The sequence below is a fragment of the Deinococcus wulumuqiensis R12 genome (assembly GCF_011067105.1).
Lineage (GTDB): Bacteria > Deinococcota > Deinococci > Deinococcales > Deinococcaceae > Deinococcus > Deinococcus wulumuqiensis.
The window spans coordinates 2460001-2475864 of the sequence record NZ_CP049357.1; the positions used below are offsets into that span (position 1 = coordinate 2460001).

A 15864-nucleotide genomic window follows, 5' to 3' on the forward strand; every position below is an offset into this window, starting at 1 on the left:
GACCTCGAGGCGAACGCCGTCAGCAAGGACGACTTCGCCCGTCTGGAAGCCCGCATCGAAGAAGTGGCGGCTGCCGGAGGCGAGCAGGGCGCGAGCGAGGACATCCAGGGTCAGATCGACGAACTGACCGCCCGCGTGGACGAGTACGACGCGCTGCGTGCCGATGTCGACGACAACGCCAGCAGCATCGCTGCCCTCAACGACCTGACCGTGCTGCTCAACCAGGACATCCTGGACCTGCAGGACCGTGTCAGCGCCGTGGAAGCCGCGCAGGCCGACTTCGTGCAGCGCAGCGACTTCGACGCCCTCGGTGGCCGCGTGACCACTGTCGAAACCCGCGTCGAAACCGTCAACAACACCCTGAGTGGCCGCATCGCTGCTCTGGAGCGCAACGCGTTCAGCGTTAAGCCCAGCCTGACCATCGGCTACAGCGTGAGCCGCACCAACCGCAACTTCGACGTCGACCGCCTGTTCCCCCTGAACGCGGACGGCACGGTCGCCAACAACGCCTTCACCAGCGGCGGCATCGACAGCGACACTGGTGCGCAGCGCCGCGACTTCGGCGACTTCGGCAACGCTTCCGACGCTGTCGTTGCTGGTGAAGCTGGTCTGTACGGCTTCGCTGACGGTGTGAGCTACACGGTGTACTTTACCGACGGCACCACGGCGACCTACAACGGCCTCAACACCGCCGGCTACACTGCGCCTGATGGCAAGACGGTTGACCGCACCAAGGGGACCAACGGTTTCGCGTTCAACAACCTGGCCCGTTACAAGGAAGGCAGCACCGACATCGGGATCAGCCTGGGCTTCGACACCAGCGGCCAGTTCAGCCAGGTCACCAGCGGGACCGGTGGCAGCCTGTTCAGCACCGCAGGTCGTCTCCAGGTCAACCAGATCGACCTGAACTTCGGTCTGGTCACGGGCCTGCCGAGCGACGCCTACATCGACACCAACGGCAACGGCAAGAAGGACGACGGCGAAGCGACTGGCCGCGGCACCTACCTCGGCAGCGGCGGCACGGCGGCCACCCTCCGCGATCCTGCGGGCAACATCTACCGCCCCGTGTTCTTCCGTTTCAAGAACGCCACCACCCAGTTCAGCGTGGGCAACAACCCGGTCATCGTGACCCTGGGCCAGCAGCAGAAGTTCTACTTCAGCGACTACGTCTTCGACAACAACTACGATGGCCGTGGCGACGGCTTCACCGTCACGGTGGACGGCAGCAACGTGCCTGTGATCGGCGCCTGGAAGCCCCAGATCAAGGGCGTGTACGGTAGCCGTGGCGGTCTCGACGGCACCGGCGAAGCGGGCTACGGCGTGTACTACCGTGGTGTGCGTGCGCAGATCACCCCCGTCGGCACCCTGACGGCGGGCATCCACTACGCGCAGGAAGGCCGTGACCTCTTCGGCGCGGCTCAGAACACCACCAGCACGCCTTCCGACGTCACTACCTACGGCGCCGACCTGCACGGTAAGGCGTTCGGCGTGGAACTGCACAGCGAGTACGCCACCAGCCGCGTGCGCCCCAACACGGCCAATGCTACCGTTCAGACCAGCAACGCCTTCTACGCCCGCGTGGCGACCCGCAAGGACAACCTCGCGTTCGACCTGAACACTCCGGCAGCCAAGATCGGCAACGACACCTTCGGCGTGGCGCTGTACGACCTGAACTACCGCAAGATCGACGCTGGGTACACCAACGTGGCTGGCATCAGCGAGTATGGCTACGGGTCCTACAGCCGCACCTCGGCCCAGAACATCGCCTATAACCCCGACACCGGTGTGACGGCTCCCTTTGCCAACCTCGACCGTCAGAGCTACACCGATGCCAACAACGACGGTACGCCGGACCGCAACGCCGACGGCACCGCTGTGGTGACCAACACCAAGATCGGCCAGATGGGCTTCGGCGTGAAGGCAGCGGCCAACCTCGGTCCCGTGGCCATCGGCGGCTACTACGACACCAGCACCGGCGCCAACGGCGACAATGCCAACCGCATGACCGAAGCGGGCGGCTCGGCCAAGCTGGCCTACAGCATCTTCTCGCTGCGTGGCACGTACAACACCCTGGACAGCAACCGTCCCCAGATCTACCGTGACGCTGCTGGCACCCAGATCATCGACGACGCTCAGGTGCGCCGCTACGCCGTGCAGGCGGACGTGACCCCTGGCCTGGGCCTGTTCGTGGGCGCCTACTACCGCGACGTGAACGTGAACGGTGTGCGCTCGACCACCGACCGTGGCCTGCTGGGCCGTGGCTACCTGGCTTCCAGCTTCGAGCCCGGCGTGGGCAACAATGCCTACCGCACCGGTCTGCGCTGCGCCGACAACAACTTCGGCACCGGTACCCGGGACATCGACGGTGTGGGCGGCGTGCTCAACCCGGCGGTCAACCTTGATCAGAGCCGCACCTCCACCTGCTTCACCTCCTACGGTGTGGAAGCGGGCCACGCGGGCGACAACGCCAATGCGCTGGTCAAGGACCTGTTCTTCCGCGTGGGCTACTCGCGCGTGTACGTGCCCACCACCGCCACCGCGACGACGGGCGATTTCAGCGGCTCGGTCGCTTACGGTGACGCCCGTTACGACCGCAAGGTCGGTGTGGCGAACGTGCGCCTCGCCGGTTCGTTCTCGACCACCAACACCCAGCTCGACAGCCGTCCTGCCGGGACCCGTGGTGCGGTCGGCCTGATCGTGCGTACCGACCCCCTCGCCAACCTGCCCTTCCGTCCTCAGCTCAACGGTCAGGTGGCCTACTACACCGCCGACAACCGTCTGGGCACTGGCAACCTCACCTACAACGCCAACGCGACCAAGTACGGCGCAGGCGTGGTGCTGAACGACTTCCTGCTGCCCCAGACCAAGATCGGCGTGCGCTACGACGGCTATGTGGCCCAGAACCGTCAGTACACCCCCTTCGACGGCAGCGGCACCCAGGGCTTCTTCAGCGACAGCAACAACAACCGCCGCACCAACCTGAACGGCGTGTACGTGGAAGGCGCCTACCAGGACCTGATCTTCAGCTACGGGACCTACACCCTCAGCCAGAAGGACATGACCAGCGGTACCGAGTACGGCAGCGGTATCGGCAACGGCCAGCCTGCCCGCGGCCAGACCTTCAAGATCAGCTACAAGGTCAACTTCTAAAGCCCCTCGCCCCCGGCCCTGCCGGGCAACGGCCCCCGCTTCGGCGGGGGTTCTTGCTGTTCTGGAGACAGTTCCGGTGCGCCGCGGACAAACTCGCTAGACTGGCGCCATGCTCGCTGTTTTTGGACATCTCAACCCCGATACCGACGCCATTTCGGCGGCGATGGTCTATGCCCGGCTGCTGACCCGGCAGGGCACCGAGGCCCAGGCCTACCGACTGGGCGAACCCAACTTCGAGACGGCCTACGTGCTGCGCGAACTCGGCCTGGAGGCGCCCCCGCTGCTGACCGAACTGCCCGCCGGCAGCAAGGTGGCCCTGGTCGATCACAACGAGAGCGCGCAGTCGCTCCCCGGCCTGAGTGAACTGGACGTCACCCGCGTGGTGGACCACCACAAGCTCGGCGACCTGACGACCACCAGCACGCCCTACCTGCGTTTCGAGCCGGTCGGCTGCACCGGGACCATCCTGCTCGCGCTGCACCGGGAAGCGGGGTTGAGCGTGGACCCCCAGGACGCCAAGCTGATGCTGAGCGCGATTCTGAGCGATACCCTGCACTTCCGCAGCCCCACCACCACCCCGCAGGACCGTGAAGCGGTGGCCTTCCTGGCGCCCATAGCCGGGGTCGAGGACGTCGAAGCCTACGCCCTGGCAATGTTTGCGGCCAAGAGCGACCTGGGCGACACCCCTGCCGAAACGCTGCTGCGTATGGACTACAAGGTCTTTCCTTTCGGCGACGCGGCGCAGCCACAGCACTGGGGCCTCGGCGTGATCGAGACGACCAACCCGGCCTACGTGTTCGGACGTCAGCAGGAGCTGCTCACGGCAATGGATCAGGTCAAGGCCGATGACAGCCTTTCGGGCGTGTTGCTGAGCGTGGTGGACATCCTCAACGAAACCAACCGTACGCTGGTGCTGGGGGCCACCGAGGCCAAGGTGCTGCGCGAGGCCTTTGGAGTCGAGGCCGAGGGTCAGGTGGCCGATCTGGGCGCCCGCATCAGCCGCAAAAAGCAGATCGTGCCGACGCTGGAAAAGTACTTCACGCCTGAAGCCTGAGCGTTGCGCCTGCCAGGGGGGACGGGGGAGGGCATTCCCGTCTCCCCGTTGCTGTGTCCCTGGGGCTGTGTTTTTCTGGCAGGCTCACGGCGGTATGCTCCGCCCGTGACGCAAGGCGCGAATGTGGAATGGCTGTTTGCCCGGCAACGCTTCGGGGTGCACCCCGGCCTGGAGCGGGTGCGCGAGCTGCTGGCGCGACTGGGCACTCCCCAGCGGAATTTCGAGGTGGTGCTCGTCGGCGGCACCAACGGCAAGGGCAGCACCGCTGCGTCCCTGGAGGCCATGCTGCGGGCCGGGGGCAGGCGCACCGGCCTCTTTACCAGTCCGCACCTGACCCGGCTGAGCGAGCGTTTCGTGGTCGGTGGCGCCGAACTGCCGCAGGGGGCGGTGGCAGCGGCCCTGGACCGCGTGCGTCCGGCGAGCGAAGCGGTCGAAGCCTCCTTTTTCGAGGTCATTACGGCGCTGGGCTGCCTGCTGTTTGCAGAGGCGGAGGTGGACCTGGCCGTGATGGAGGTCGGGCTGGGCGGGCGACTCGACGCCACCAACGTGCTCGACCCCCGGCTGAGTGTCATCACCAACGTGGCGCTCGACCACACGGCCATTCTGGGAGACACGCCCGGGCAAATTGCGGCGGAGAAGGCAGGCATTCTGCGGGCCGGGCAAAGCGCCGTGACCGCCGTGGCGCCGGACGTGCTGCCCATCCTGGAGCGCCAGGGCGCCGACCTCTGGGCGCTGGGCCGTGACTGGGCCGCGCAGACCCGCAGCCTGGGCTGGGACGGCACCGAAGTGGGCGTGCAGTGGCCGGGAGGCGGAACGCAGCTGCGGACCCCGCTGCTGGGGGAACATGGGGGCCTCAATGCGGCGCTGGCGGCAGTCGCGGCGGCGCGGCTGGGCGTACCGACCCCGGCCATCGTGCAGGGAGCGGCACAGACCCGCTGGCCGGGGCGGCTGGAAGTGTTGCCCAGACAGGGGTTGCCCAGACAGGGGTTGACCGGACAGGGAGGCCACCGGGTGCTGCTTGACGGAGCACACAATCCGGCGGGAGCGCGGGCGCTGGCCCAGGCGCTGCGTCCCCTGCTGGCCGGACAGGGGCAGGAACGGCTGCCGGTCATTTTCGGTGCGGCGGAGGACAAGGACCTGGCAGGAGTGGCCGCCGAACTGCTGCCGCTCGCCTCGCGGGTCATCCTGACGCGGGCGGCCCTCAGTCCCCGGGCCGCCGACCCCGCGCAGCTGGCGGCGCTGTTTCCCGGCGTGCCGCTGGAGCGGACAGAGACGCCCGCTCAGGCTCTGGCCGCGCTGCGCCCGGAGGAGGACCTCGCGCTCGCGTGCGGCAGCCTTTACCTGCTGGGAGAGTTGCGCCCGTTGCTGCTCGGCGAACAGCCGGAGAGCCACGAACGCTGGCAATAGCCACGGACACGGCCTCTTTCACGTTCCCTGGGCTGGAATAGAGCGAACTTGTCCCCCTTATTCTGTGTTGACCGTAGCAAGGGGGGGTGTTACACTCCGACCAAGGGTGCCTGATTCTGCCCACAAGCAAACGCCAGGCGGTTCCATTTCACCAGTCCTTCGGGCATCCCCGACCGGTGAGGGGTGGTCCGCCGCAGCCCAGGAGGTGAATGACATTGAAACTGCACGAACGACTTCGTGAACTGCGCAGCGAACGTGGGCTGCGGCTCAAGGACGTGGCCGAAGTGGCCGACATCAGCGTGCCCTACCTCAGCGACCTCGAGCGTGGCCGCACCAACCCCAGCCTGGAAACCCTCCAGACGCTGGCCGGTGCCTACAGCATCACGGTGCACGACCTGCTCGAAGGGGTGGAGTTCTACGGCGAATCGACCGACGGCGCCCTGCCCAAGGGGCTGGCCGACCTGGTCGCCGATCCCACGCTGGGACCACAGATCACGCCCGACTGGGTGCGGACCCTCTCGCGCATCGAACTGCGCGGCAAGCGCCCGCGCGACAAGCAGGACTGGTACGAGATCTACCTGCACCTCAAGCGCATCCTGAACTGATGCCGCTCTGAAGAAGGGAACGGTTCGCCGTTCTCTTTTTTCGATTTGTTCCGTAGGGTGTTTCGCATACGTAGTTGATATGGCAAGCGGCGCCCCTTTCCGATGGCTTGGAAAGGGGTGCCGCTGCGGTGTGGTCGGTTCGAAACGGTGCTACAGGGCCGCTCGGGTCCGTCCCGCCTCACCTGTCTGGCGTTGCAGAAAGAGGGTGCCCGCGCCCCAGGCGCCGCCGACCAGTGCCAGGGCAAAGGCCAGGGGTGCCCAGCTCAGGCTGCCCGCGACGAGGCTGATGCCCAGGAAAGCCCCGACGGTGTCGGGAACGGGAAGCCGCAGGCGGCAGGCCAGGGCGCGGCCCAGGTCGTAGACGGTCACGCTCAGGCCGGTGGCGACCAGCAGCCCGGCGAGTGCCAGCACCAGCAGGCCCGCACCGAGCAGTCCCGCAAAAGTCAGCGCCAGGGCCGGAAGCAGCAGCGCCGCCAGCATCAGCACGCCCAGCGCCAGCGTTCTCATCGGGGCGTGCCGCTGCCGCCGGGCCAGGACCGGGGCCGTGCCCGCCACGAACAGCAGCAGCAGCAGCCCCCCCGTGAGGGCCACGAAAATCTGCGGCCACGCCGCCGCGCTCAGCCAGCCGACCAGTGGGCGGAAGGCGGCGGCGGTCGCCAGTTGGACGCCCTGCGGTGCGGGCACGGCCCCGGCTGCGGCACTCTCGCCGGGGGTGTGACCCAGCACGGCACTCATTTCGCCGTGGACCCGCGCACCCGGAGCCTGCTTGATGTCGCCCAGCAGCGTGACCACCCGGCCTTCCACCTCGGCGCCGGGTTGCAGGATCACGTCCCCACCGATGGCGACGACGTTGCCCTTGACCAGCCCCTGGACCTCCACCGGGCGGCCGAAGCTCAGGCCGGGTTCGCCGTTGACGACGCCGTACAGCGGCGGAAGCGTCAGGACGCCGGCCAGAACGAAGGCCCCCGCCCCGAAGCGCCGCACGGCAGGCGTGGGCATCCAGGTGACCAGCGCACTGGTCAGCAGCAGCAGCAGCAGGCCCAGACCGGCCACCGGCGCCACATGTTCGAGCACGGTCTGGAGCACCAGCGCCCCCGCCGCCAGGTTGGGCCACGCCGCCGTGACGGTCAGCAGGGTCAGCCCGGCCAGCAGCGCACTGACGAGCAGCAGGGGAGCACGGCTGGTGCGCGGGGCCGCCTGGGCGAAGGCCGGGGTCGGCGCAGCGGCGTGCAGCGCGGCCACGACCTGGGGCGAGGCCTGGGGTGAAGCCTGCTGGACGACTGAGGCTCGTGGGACATCTGAAGCCTCCTGCGCGATGCGTCCGGCGAGGGAAGCCGCCAGCGAGCGGGGCAGGGAAGGCGTGGGCGACCCCTGCAGCGCGGTGCGGGTCCGGGCGTCACTCGCAATCTCGGACGCCAGCGCCGGGGCCAGCGGGGGCACGGGGGGGAGCGGCGAAGCGGCGAGTTGCCGGTGCAGCTGCTGGGAAAAGGCGATGTCGCGGGGCAGGCTGGCGGCCAGCGAGTGCGGCAGGGGGGGAGGGGTCAGTGCCCGCTCCAGGGCCGCGTCCCTGGCGATGTCCCGGCTGACGTCGCTTGCCAGCGTGTGCGCCAGGGTGGGGGACAGGACCGGAGCCGCCAGTTGCTGCCGCAGCCGCAGGTCGGCCACCACCGCGCCCGCCACGCTGCGGGGAGCGGGCGGATTCGGGCCGGTCAGCAGGGCCACTGCCCCGCGCAACGAACGCCGCGCCTCCTGCACCTGCGGGTCGAGGGAGGCCGCGTCCAGGGCCGCCTGCTCGTCCACGCTGAGGTCGCCGTCGGCCTCTCGGTGCAGCAGCGCCCGCAGTTCGGGGGTCAGGGGTGCGGCACACCCCGCCGCCGTCCATGTCGCTTCCGTCTTGCCCAGTTCGTTGCCCATGTCGTTTCTGTCCACCTCCCCTCTGTCCACCTTGCCCGGTGCCTGTACGCAGCTGACCTGCCCTCACCCGCTCTCCCTAACACTCTCTTTACGCCGAACCATCAGGAAGGGTTCCCGGCAACAGGTCGAGCGCTGCCGGGACTTGTCTAGATAAGTGCTGGAATCAGGGCCGGGGAAGGCTCTCTGGTGCCTGATAGTCTCCGCTTTTGCCGCCGGTCTTGGACAGCAGCCGCACGCCGCCAATCTCGATGGCCTTGCTCGTGGCCTTGAGCATGTCGTACACGTTGAGGGCCGCCACCGTGACGGCGGTCAGCGCCTCCATCTCCACGCCGGTGGGCGCGGTGGTCCTGACCGTGGCGGTGATGTGGATGCCCGCGTCTGCCAGGGACACGTCCACCTCGGCGCCCGTGACGGGGATGGGATGACACAGGAAAATCAGGTCGGCGGTGCGCTTGCTGCCGACCAGGCCGGCCAGCCGCGCCACGCCGAGGGGGTCACCCTTGGGCGTCTGCCCGGCAAGCAGCGCGGCGCGGGACTCCGGGGGCAGGAACACCCAGGCCTCGGCGCGGGCGGTGCGGGTGCTGGGCGCCTTGGCCGACACGTCCACCATGCGGGGCTGACCGTCCCTGAAATGGGTGAGCTGCGGCGCGTCGCCGTTCAGTCCAGTGGCCGGGTCACTCATTCTTCGGGAAGTTCCAGGTCCTTCAGGCCCGCGAAGGGGTTTTGCTTCGCGTGGCTGCTGCCCTCGGGCGAGCCGAGTTCCACGACCTGTTCCTCGATAGGCACTTGGGCGCTGTGTTCGCAGGGGCCGTCGTTGAGGTCGTGGCCGCATACCTGACACAGGCCCCGGCACTCGGGCGCGTGCAGCACGCTCAGCGGCGCGGCGAGCAGGGTGCTCTCGGCGAGGTAGGCGCTGAGGTCGAGGTCGGGGTTGCCAAACACCAGCACTTCCTCGCCGGTTTCGGCTTCTTCGAGATAAGGCTCCTGCGCAGACGGCTCGTAGCGCATCAGCGTGCCGAGCGAAATGTCGAGCGGCACCTGCACCTCGCGCAGGCAGCGGGCGCATTCCATGACCAGCGTGGGAGAAAAGCTGCCCTGAAGGTACATTTCGTCGCCACCGAGCGAGTTGATGTCCACCTCGAAGGCGGCGGGTTCGGCAAAACGCAGGGTCTGCGGCTCTTTGCCCTGGAGGTACTGGAGGTGGTCGAGTTCGCCTTCCGCGTGCGCGTCCTCGGCTGTGCGCAGCAGGGAACCCAGGTGAATCCGGGGCTGTTCGTTCATGCCCGCCATGATAGTGGGCCGGGGGCGCAGGCAACTGCGGCGGCGTGGGGATTGCTGCCGGGTTGGGGGGGCACGGGGAGAAAGGGGTTCTCAGGGCCGGGTTTCGCGGTGGCCTTCCGGCAGTCCGCTCATCTGCCCCATTCGGCCCCGCGCCATACTTGGGGGCCGTGGCTGCTCCCTCCCGTGTCTTCCCCGTGACCGACCTGCCCCGCCCGTGTTCCACTTCTGCGTCTGCCAGAGCCAGGAAGACCGTACACTGGCACCTTATGCGCTTTCCGCCCACCCGACCTGCCCCGGCCCGCGTGCTCGCGCTGCTGGCTGTTCTGGGGCCGCTGCTCGCCGCCACGCCGGGCAGCGCCGCAGCCGGGTTGCCCGCAGGAGCGGGACTGGCGGCGTCGCTGTTTGCCTCGCCTCTGGTGGCCCCGCCGCTGGTCGCCACGGTCGCCACGCCGTCGGCGGCCCGGCCCAACGCGGCGCTGCGCTGGGTACGGCTGGGGCGTTCGACGGCACCGTCGCTGCTTCAGGTGCCTGCCGGTTGCCAGCTTCGCAGTTGCCCGCTGGTGGTGGTGTCGCACCCCCGTGCCCAGGACGCGGCGCGGCTGCGCGACAGTGCGCAGGTCGGCAAAATCGCGCAGGCGCTGCTGGCCGCCAACTTCGCGGTGCTGCTCAGCGGCGACGGCGGCGTCAACACCTGGGGCAGCCCGGCGGCGCTGCGCGAGGTGGCGCAGGTACACCGCGACGCCACCCGGCGCTTTCGCTGGAACAGCCGCACCTACGCGCTGGGCCTGAGCATGGGCGGCCTGCTGTCTCTGCGCAGCGCCCTGCCCGAGTCGCCGTACTGGGTGAGCGGGGTGGGATTGATCGACGCCTGGGTCAGCCTGCGCGGGGCCTGGGGCAGCGCCGTGACCCGGCAGCGGGAGATCGGCAAGGCATACGGCCTGTCGGCGCCCCCCACGCCCAAACTGGACCCCCTGCCCCTCGCACAGCGGGCGGTGCCGCTGCCGCTGTTCGTGGCGTTCAGTCCCACCGACACGGTGGTGGCCTCGCGCAAGAATGCCGAGCTGCTGATTCCCTACGCCGAACAGGGGGTCAGCGAGGTCGTGCGGCTCACCGGCCCCCACCTCGGCGGCAACCGTTTCTCGCCGCAGATGGTCGAGCGGCTGGTCGGCTTCTACCAGAGCCTGGAGCAGCGGGCCGTCGCCCGGCAGAACCGGGAGTTTCCGGGGGCGGCCCCGGCGGTGCAGCGGCCCCCTGTGGCGGTGCCGAAAAGCTGAGCGGCCCAAAAGCCGGATAGAAAGGGGGCAGAGAGGACCGTCTCTCTGCCTCCCTTTTGCCCCGGTTTTACATCGCCGCCGGAATCTCGATGCCGATGAGGTCCAGCGTTTCCTCGAAGGCCCGGCGCAGCCGCACCATCAGCGCCAGGCGTGCCTCGCGCACCCCCTCTTCGGATTGCAGCACGTTGGTGGCGGGCTTGCCCTGCTTGGTCTTGGCGTTGTACCACGCGTTGAAGGAGGTCGCCAGGTCCAGCGCGTACTGCGCGACCACATGCGGCGAGTGGATGCGGGCGGCCTGCGCCACGACTTCCGGCAGCTTGGCGATCTGCTTGGCGAGCACGAGGTCGATGTCGGGCAGCGCGTCCCAGTCGGCGCCAGTGCCGTTCACGGCAAAGCCCGCTTCCTCCGCTTTTTTCAGGATGTTGGCGGCGCGCACGGCGGCGTACTGGACATAGGGCGCGGTGTCCCCGTTCAGCGCCAGCGCCTGCTCCCAGCGGAAGTCGATCTTGCGGGTCGGCTCGGCCTTGAGCATGGCAAAGCGGATGGCGCCCAGGCCGATGCGGCGGGCGATTTCGGCGGCGTCCTCGCGCGCGGCCAGGTCGGGATTGATGCCCTGCAAGACGCTCAGCGCGCGCTTCTGGGCCTCGTCCATCGCGTCGTCGGCACTGACCGCGATGCCCTTGCGACCGCTGATGGTCTGGCCTTCCAGGGTAACGAAGGCGTAGGAGAGGTGGATGCTTCGCTCCTTCTTCTCCTGCTCGCCCGCCACGCCCAGCGCCGAACGCACCACCGTCTGCGGGTGGTCCTGGCGCGAGTCGATCACGTTGATGACCTCCTGCGCATGCCCGAAGCGCCGCTCATCGTCGGGCTGGCCGTCCGGGGCACTCGTCCAGATGGTGTTGCCTTCGGGGTCCTGCATGAAGGGCTTGAATTTCATCCCCTCGAACAGCCCGAATTTCCAGAACTGGTAGCCGATGTCCTTGGCGGCGTACATGGCGGTGCCGCCCGAGCGCACGAGGACCACGTTCGGTTCTTCCAGCCCCGGCATGAATTCCGACACGTCCATGATGAACGCCCCGGCGTACTTGCCCTCAAGGGGGCGCGAGGTGTACCTGCTGCCTTCCAGAATGTTCATCGCCTGCGCCAGAAACCCGCTGCCCACCACGTCGGACTCCCAGTTCAGCAGGTCGTAACGCGCGCCGAGGCGAAAGCAGGTGTGCAGCTGCGCCTTCACCGTCTGCTCGACCAGTGGCCGCAGCTCCCCGGCCTCGAGCTTGTGCATGACCTCCATGATGCCCGCTTCGAGTTCGGGCTTCTGCGGGTCGGCGTTGAGCTGCACGTAGCCTTCACCGAGCCACTGGTCGTACTTCTGCACGCCGTCCCAGACGCGGCCATAGTGCTCGATGGCGAACAGGGACTCGGCGGCCTGACGCCCGGTGTCGTCGATGTAGTTCTGCACCTCGACGGTGTGCCCCGCCGCCCGCAGAATCCGCGCCATCGAGTCGCCCAGCACCACATTGCGCAGGTGCCCCACGTGCAGTTCCTTGTTGGGGTTGACCGAGGTGTGCTCGATGACGACCTTGCCGCCTAATTTGGGCATCTCGAAGGGTTTTTCCACGACGCCGCGCACGAACGCGCCGCCGTCGAGGAAAAAGTTGATGAACGGCCCGGCGGCCTCGACCTTTTTGATGCCCGCAGGCAGCGTGATGTTCTGGACGAGTTGCGCGGCGACTTCGGCGGGATTCTTGCCTGCCGCTTTCGCCATCTGGAAGGCGGCGGGGGTGCCGTAGTCGCCGGGCTTGGTCGCGGGCGTTTCCTGAATGGCGGCGTCGACGGGCATTCCCATCTGGTGCGCGGCCTGCTCGACGGCTGCTTTGAGTTGGGCCTTCAAATCCATTGGGTCAGTGTACGGGGGCGGGAGGGCTTCAGCGCCGCAGCCACTGCCTCTGCGCCGCGTCGTAGCGGTAGGCGCGTTCAGGGGCGGGTGGGTCCTGCGTGATACTGCCGCTGCTCGGATACAACAGGAGGGCCAGCGTTCCCTGTCCGGGTGGGCCAGCGGGAAGGTCCGTGATGAGAGTCCAGGTGTTGAGGGACAGAGAACTGGCGTGCATCTGCACCGTGTTGGAATCGTTGGGAAAGCAGAAGCCGCTCGCCAGGTCAGAGGTGTAGGTCACGGCCCCCACACTCTTCCACATCAGTCCTTTTATCTTGGGCTGGTAGGTGTTTAAGCCGTAAAGTAGGTTCCCAACAGCAAATTGTCCCTTTTTGCAGCGTTCGCCTTTTATGGTGAAGTCCGGCCCGGCAGTGCTGAGCAGCCGGAAGCGGCCCTGCCAGAACTTCAACTGGTCGGCAACAGAAGGCCGCCAGCCCTGACCCAACGTACCGAACTCCGTCAGGCCAGAGGGGACCGGCCATGACCAGGCGGGGTTCATTCCTTTCGCTCCGCTGGTGAGCATGGCGCCAAAGACGCTCCGTGTTCCCTTTGGAAAGCGCACTTCAGCCGCCTGCCTGAAGATGGACTCGTCAAAGATGGGCCAGACGCCTGCCATCAGTTGCAACACCGCCGTGTCATCCTGGGCGATGGGCGCAGCGGGCCGCACCCCTTCCCACTGCGAAGCCCGGTACGCCGCCCACGCGCCGCTCCCCGCCAGCAGCGCGAAAAGGGTGAGCCATCCCGCCCGGTGGGTGAAAAAATGGCCGAGCAGTTCGCGGTTAGTGACTTGCACTTCCCCCATCCCCCGCACCGCCAGAAACTCGGCTTCTTCGCGGGCGTACCCCTGTGCCTGATACTCGGCCACGCGCTCCAGCAGGTGGGCGCGAAGTTCGGTGGCGGCGTCCAGCCGCTCGGCTCTGGGCAGGCCCAGCGTGGCACGGTGGACATACTCATCAATGGTGAGGGGCGCCTTCTTACGGCGCATAGGGCAGCACATTCACGGTGAGGGTTTGGGTGAGCTGGCCCCCTTCGCCCGTGAGTGTCAGGTCAAAGGTGTGTTTGCCCAGTTCGGCGCTGTGCGCGGCGCTGACCCTGTAACGGATGGTGCCGCTGTTGCCGTTCACCATGCCGGAGCCGATAAGTGCCACCGTCACGCCGCCCGCCGTTTTGGGGTAGGCGGGAACGCTGTACATGCCGTTTCGCCCAGCGCGGTCAACAAAGATCAGCGAGACTTCGGTCCTCGCGCCGCGCCGCAGTTCTACGGCTGAGGGCGACACCCACGCCGAAGCGTTTTGCAGGGTGGGGGTGCAGGCGGTGAGGGCGAGAGCGAGGGCGGGGAGGAGGAGGTTTTTCATGGCTGGTCTCCTTTGGGCTGGGCAGGTTGTTCACGAATATCCCAAGTGTCGTGTTGGCGGTCATAGTGCATCTCTGGAAGGGGTGCGGGGCGTTCATCGTCTGTAGCGCGGATAAACATGGCGGCCTCGCCCTGCACCTTTTGTTCGCCCGTCTTGTAGGTGGCGCGGCTGTCTTGCACGAAGAGATAAAGCAGTGTCCAGTGCCCCAAACGGAGGCGACCCCCATCACCTTGCCCGTCGCTTTGCCGCACTTCTACTGTGCCGCCACTTACTGCTGCGCCTTTGCTGCTGCTTGCGCCGCTGCCGCTGCTGGTGGCACTGCGCGACGGGGGCGGGGGCTTAAGGCCACTGCACCACAGCACGCCGCGCAGGTTGGAATTGGGGATTTCCAGCCCCACCTTCATAGACGGCCCTGAACCTGTTTGCGTGATGGCCGTTTGAGTGCTCTTACCCGCTTGCCAAGCCTCATAAGCCTGTGCCGTAGCTGACGTTTCTAGACCCACATGCACAGGCTGCTGGTCACGGCATTTTTCCCGCCAGGGCAAGTCGGCCAGCGGTAGAGGTGTGCGGTCTTTCCACCACTCTCTCCAAGTCGGCCAGCTCGAAAACACTTGTCCCTCAGTACCAGCGGAAGCGGGCAGGGTTGCTCGCTGCGCCGCGTGAGTACCGACCCAAGCCACCTCTACAAAGCGGGTCTTCGGAGGCGTCTTGAACTTGTAACTCTGGTAAAAGTTGGGCAGGACGCCCCCATTGGTAAAAGAGTTGACCAGGAGAGGTTCGCCGTAAGTGATGAGGGCGGCTTCTTGGTTGCCTACAAATTGCCGAGCAACCGTTCCGACCAACAGCAGGGCCAAAACTCCCCAACCCACCTTTCTAAGCAGGGCGTACTCGCCCCACCCCCTTCTGACCTCTCCGACCTCCCCCATCCCCCGCACCGCCAGAAACTCGGCTTCTTCGCGGGCGTACCCCTGCGCCTGATACTCGGCCACGCGCTCCAGCAGGTGGGCGCGAAGTTCGGTGGCGGCGTCCAGCCGCTCGGCTCTGGGCAGGCCCAGCGTGGCGCGGTGGACATACTCGTCAATGGTGAGGGGCGCCTTCTTACCGCGCAGGCGGCGAATCATGCCCGCTCCGGCTTTGGCAGTAGCCGCGTGACCAGAAGGGCGTCCAGTGCCCCGCGCAGGGTGCGCCATTCCTGTTTCTTTTCCGTCAGGGCGCCGCGTCCATCGTCGGTCAGGCGGTAGAACTTGCGCGGCGCACCGCCCCGGTCGCTCGGCTGCCACTCGGTTTCGACCCAGCCCGCTTTGACCAGCCGGGCAAGGGCGGGGTAGAGGCTGCCCTCCTTCATCTCGAAGAGGCCGCCGCTGCGCGTGTTGACGTGCGCCAGGATGTCCAGCCCGTAGCGCGGCTGGTCCTCCAGCGCCGCGAGGAGCGCAAGGTCCAGCGTGCCGGATTTGAGGGGATTCATGCTCTGCAAGGTAATGCTCGGCAAGTATCTTGTCAAACAAGATAACCAGCCTTTGTTCTGAATTCGGGCGGGCTGGCGCTGTTCTGACCGCGCGCGCCTCTCCTGAGCCATGTCCTCAACCCAGAGTCAGCCTCATCCCTACGACCTGCTGGTGATCGGCTCCGGCCCCGGCGGGCAGCGGGCCGCGATTCAGGCGGCCAAGCTCGGCAAACGGGTCGCGGTCGTGGAAAAGCAGGCGGTGGTGGGTGGGGTCTGCACCAACACCGGCACCATTCCCAGCAAGACTTTCCGGGAAGCGGTGGTGCATCTCACCGGCTACCACGAGCGCGGGCTGTACGGTGACAGCTTCATGGTCAAGGAAGACCTCAGTATTCATACGGTTTTAAGGAGATGGACGGACATCCGGCGCCTTTCCGGATGTTCGGG

At 67.3% G+C, this 15864-nt stretch carries 13 protein-coding genes and 1 pseudogene (1 of these 14 only partly in view); 6 read left to right on the forward strand and 8 right to left on the reverse strand.

Annotation, left to right across the window (positions count from 1 at the left end):
• From slpA to G6R31_RS11975, 4 genes are all read left to right on the forward strand, one after another.
• Positions 1 to 3150 carry the 3' portion of an S-layer protein SlpA gene (gene slpA, locus G6R31_RS11960; protein ID WP_017871655.1) on the forward strand. The gene continues 363 nt to the left of window position 1, outside the view, so the window shows 3150 of its 3513 coding nt (coding positions 364-3513); the start codon falls outside the window, past its left edge; its stop codon occupies positions 3148 to 3150.
• 109 nt (positions 3151 to 3259) lie between these two features.
• Positions 3260 to 4204 (forward strand): manganese-dependent inorganic pyrophosphatase, encoded by a 945-nt coding sequence (locus tag G6R31_RS11965; protein WP_017871656.1) that lies wholly within the window; start codon positions 3260 to 3262, stop codon positions 4202 to 4204.
• Between the two features lie 105 nt (positions 4205 to 4309).
• Positions 4310 to 5611 (forward strand): bifunctional folylpolyglutamate synthase/dihydrofolate synthase, encoded by a 1302-nt coding sequence (locus G6R31_RS11970; RefSeq protein WP_229659263.1) that lies wholly within the window; start codon positions 4310 to 4312, stop codon positions 5609 to 5611.
• A 215-nt stretch (positions 5612 to 5826) separates the two neighbouring features.
• The gene (locus G6R31_RS11975) at positions 5827 to 6216 is read left to right on the forward strand and encodes a helix-turn-helix domain-containing protein (protein WP_017871658.1); all 390 of its coding nucleotides are present in this window, start codon (positions 5827 to 5829) and stop codon (positions 6214 to 6216) included.
• Positions 6217 to 6366: 150 nt separating this feature from the next.
• Here the strand turns inward: G6R31_RS11975 and G6R31_RS11980 are convergent, their stop codons facing one another.
• The 3 genes from G6R31_RS11980 to G6R31_RS11990 form a co-directional block, all read right to left on the reverse strand.
• On the reverse strand, positions 6367 to 8145 hold the full coding sequence (locus G6R31_RS11980; protein WP_229659262.1) for a bactofilin family protein: 1779 nt from the start codon (positions 8143 to 8145) through the stop codon (positions 6367 to 6369).
• A 148-nt stretch (positions 8146 to 8293) separates the two neighbouring features.
• Positions 8294 to 8812 carry a cyclic pyranopterin monophosphate synthase MoaC gene (gene moaC / locus G6R31_RS11985; RefSeq protein ID WP_017871660.1) on the reverse strand — a complete coding sequence of 173 codons (519 nt, stop codon included), beginning with the start codon at positions 8810 to 8812 and terminating at the stop codon, positions 8294 to 8296.
• Positions 8809 to 9411: a YceD family protein gene (locus G6R31_RS11990; protein ID WP_025566875.1), complete on the reverse strand. Its 603-nt coding sequence runs from the start codon at positions 9409 to 9411 to the stop codon at positions 8809 to 8811. The genes moaC and G6R31_RS11990 overlap by 4 nt, the downstream gene beginning before the upstream one ends.
• Before the next feature lie 266 nt (positions 9412 to 9677).
• On the opposite strand from G6R31_RS11990, the gene G6R31_RS11995 reads away from it, so the two are divergent.
• Positions 9678 to 10685: an alpha/beta fold hydrolase gene (locus G6R31_RS11995; protein WP_017871662.1), complete on the forward strand. Its 1008-nt coding sequence runs from the start codon at positions 9678 to 9680 to the stop codon at positions 10683 to 10685.
• Positions 10686 to 10752: 67 nt separating this feature from the next.
• Here G6R31_RS11995 and G6R31_RS12000 read toward each other — a convergent pair whose 3' ends face one another.
• Genes G6R31_RS12000 through G6R31_RS12020 form a run of 5 tightly spaced genes read right to left on the reverse strand, consistent with a single transcriptional unit; the run spans position 10753 to position 15438 of the window.
• Complete coding sequence (locus tag G6R31_RS12000; protein WP_017871663.1) at positions 10753 to 12582, reverse strand: arginine--tRNA ligase; 1830 nt, start codon at positions 12580 to 12582, stop codon at positions 10753 to 10755.
• A 28-nt stretch (positions 12583 to 12610) separates the two neighbouring features.
• Positions 12611 to 13603 (reverse strand): permease prefix domain 1-containing protein, encoded by a 993-nt coding sequence (locus G6R31_RS12005; RefSeq protein ID WP_025566877.1) that lies wholly within the window; start codon positions 13601 to 13603, stop codon positions 12611 to 12613.
• On the reverse strand, positions 13593 to 13973 hold the full coding sequence (locus tag G6R31_RS12010) for a hypothetical protein (RefSeq protein ID WP_017872073.1): 381 nt from the start codon (positions 13971 to 13973) through the stop codon (positions 13593 to 13595). Before G6R31_RS12010 ends, G6R31_RS12005 begins: the two co-directional genes overlap by 11 nt.
• On the reverse strand, positions 13970 to 15094 hold the full coding sequence (locus G6R31_RS12015; RefSeq protein WP_025566880.1) for a permease prefix domain 1-containing protein: 1125 nt from the start codon (positions 15092 to 15094) through the stop codon (positions 13970 to 13972). The genes G6R31_RS12010 and G6R31_RS12015 overlap by 4 nt, the downstream gene beginning before the upstream one ends.
• A complete protein-coding gene (locus tag G6R31_RS12020) occupies positions 15091 to 15438 on the reverse strand; it encodes a PadR family transcriptional regulator (RefSeq protein ID WP_017871278.1) in 348 nt (115 codons plus the stop codon). Before G6R31_RS12020 ends, G6R31_RS12015 begins: the two co-directional genes overlap by 4 nt.
• Before the next feature lie 109 nt (positions 15439 to 15547).
• On the opposite strand from G6R31_RS12020, the pseudogene G6R31_RS12025 reads away from it, so the two are divergent.
• Positions 15548 to 15679, forward strand: a pseudogene (locus G6R31_RS12025) (FAD-binding protein); the annotation flags it as partial.
• Positions 15680 to 15864 lie beyond the last annotated feature (185 nt).